At 68.2% G+C, this 1,669-nt stretch carries 1 protein-coding gene; it reads right to left on the reverse strand.

Going from position 1 to position 1,669, the window contains the following annotated elements; genetic code table 11:
• Positions 1-304: 304 nt before the first annotated feature.
• Positions 305-1,150, reverse strand: a complete 846-nt coding sequence (gene sseA / locus I53_RS13065; RefSeq protein ID WP_043351370.1) for a 3-mercaptopyruvate sulfurtransferase — start codon at positions 1,148-1,150, stop codon at positions 305-307.
• Between the last annotated feature and the right edge of the window lie 519 nt (positions 1,151-1,669).

The following is a 1,669-nucleotide window of genomic DNA, read 5'->3' on the forward strand; positions in this document are numbered from 1 at the left end:
CCCTCCAGGGTCACGTGCAGCCCGCTCGTGATCGGAAACGCGTCCACGCCCTCGGGCCGAGATCGGCCAGATGGTCTCGCCGCCCGCCTCGAGGGTGAAACGATGGGCGAAGACGTGCCGGATGGTGCCCGAGAGGGCGGTCGTGTCGTGAAGCGGCATGATTTTCTCCGTGGAGCGCCCAACCGCAGGCGCATTCGATATATCGAAATCTGCCACGAAGGTTTCAAGGACACGATCAGATCGGTCCGGACACGGCGGCAGCCCGCCATGTCCGAGGGCAGGTTTCTGGCGGCCCGCCGGCTTCTCAGGCGCCCGTCGCGACCGCGCGGGCCTGATCGGCGCCCCATTCCGACCAGGAGCCGTCGTAGAGGCTTCGCGCCGGGCGGCCCATGGTCTCGAGAGCGAGCGCGATGATCGCCGCGGTCACGCCGGAGCCGCAGGTGGTCACGATCGGCCGGTCCGGATCGACGCCGTTCTCGGCGAAGACCGACTTCAATTCCTCCGGGGTCTTCATCCGGCCGTCACGCTGGAGTGCCGCGTAATGCAGATTGCAGGCGCCCGGCATATGCCCCGGTCGGACGCCGGGCCGGGGTTCGGGCTCCTCGCCGCGGAAGCGTGTCGCCGAACGGGCATCGACCACCTGAGCCGACCCGGTTTCCAGCGCCCGCGCCACGTCGTCCGCATCCGCCACCGCGCCGTGATCGAGGCGGGCCGAGAAGTGGCGACGCTCGTGTGGGTGCGGCTCGCCTTCCTCGGTGGGGTAGCCTGCCGCGATCCAGGCCGGCAGGCCGCCGTCCAGCACCAGGGCGTCCCGCACGCCGAAGGCCTTGAGCATCCACCAGACGCGCGGAGCCGAGAACAGGCCCTGACCGTCATAGACCACGATCTGCATGCCGTCGCCGACGCCGAGGGCGCGCATCCGTGCGGCGAATACCTCGGGCCGCGGCAGCATGTGCGGCAGGCTCGACTCGGTGTCGCTCATGGCGTCGAGATCGAAGCGGCGGGCGCCGGGAATGTGGGCCGCGCGGTATTCGGCCTCGGGGTCCCGGCCTGCGGCCGGCAGGTACCAAGAGGCGTCCAGGACCACGATGTCGGGAGCTTGAAGGCGGTCGTGCAGCCATTCGGGTGACACGAGGGGCGCGTGGGCCATGGTCAGCGGATCCGGCTCTGTTCGCGTTGCAGGCTCACAGAACCACAGGTCGCACCGCGTTGCACGCCCGGGACAGGCTCGGAGGCGAGCGTCCGGCGGATTCGTCAGGCCCGGCCAATGCCAATCGAAGCGATGCGCGAATGCGCCGAGCTACGCATCCCGCACCGTGGTCCGATGCACCCGACGCAGGCTGGTCTTGTTTTAAAGAGCCGTAACCCCAGTTACGACAACATAATGACGCCAATCGCGTCGGTCGTCCGGCCGGCATCGTGTTGGCCGACCCGGGCGCCCCGCTTGCGGATGCGCGCCGGGTCCGTCGCCTGAACGAGACGCGTTCAAACTTCCCTTGTCTGCCGGGGTGCATGATCCACCGAGCAGGATACTTATTGAGCCGATCAACGCCATGAATCAACTCGTCCGTATGTCCCAGATTGGCGACGCCGAGACCGTCGAGGAGCCGTCGGCCGACCTGCGCGTGCCCTTCGCGCAGTCCGGAGCCTTCGTGTGCAAGTACATATC

The organism is Methylobacterium sp. B1 (assembly GCF_000333255.1).
Taxonomy (GTDB): domain Bacteria; phylum Pseudomonadota; class Alphaproteobacteria; order Rhizobiales; family Beijerinckiaceae; genus Methylobacterium; species Methylobacterium fujisawaense.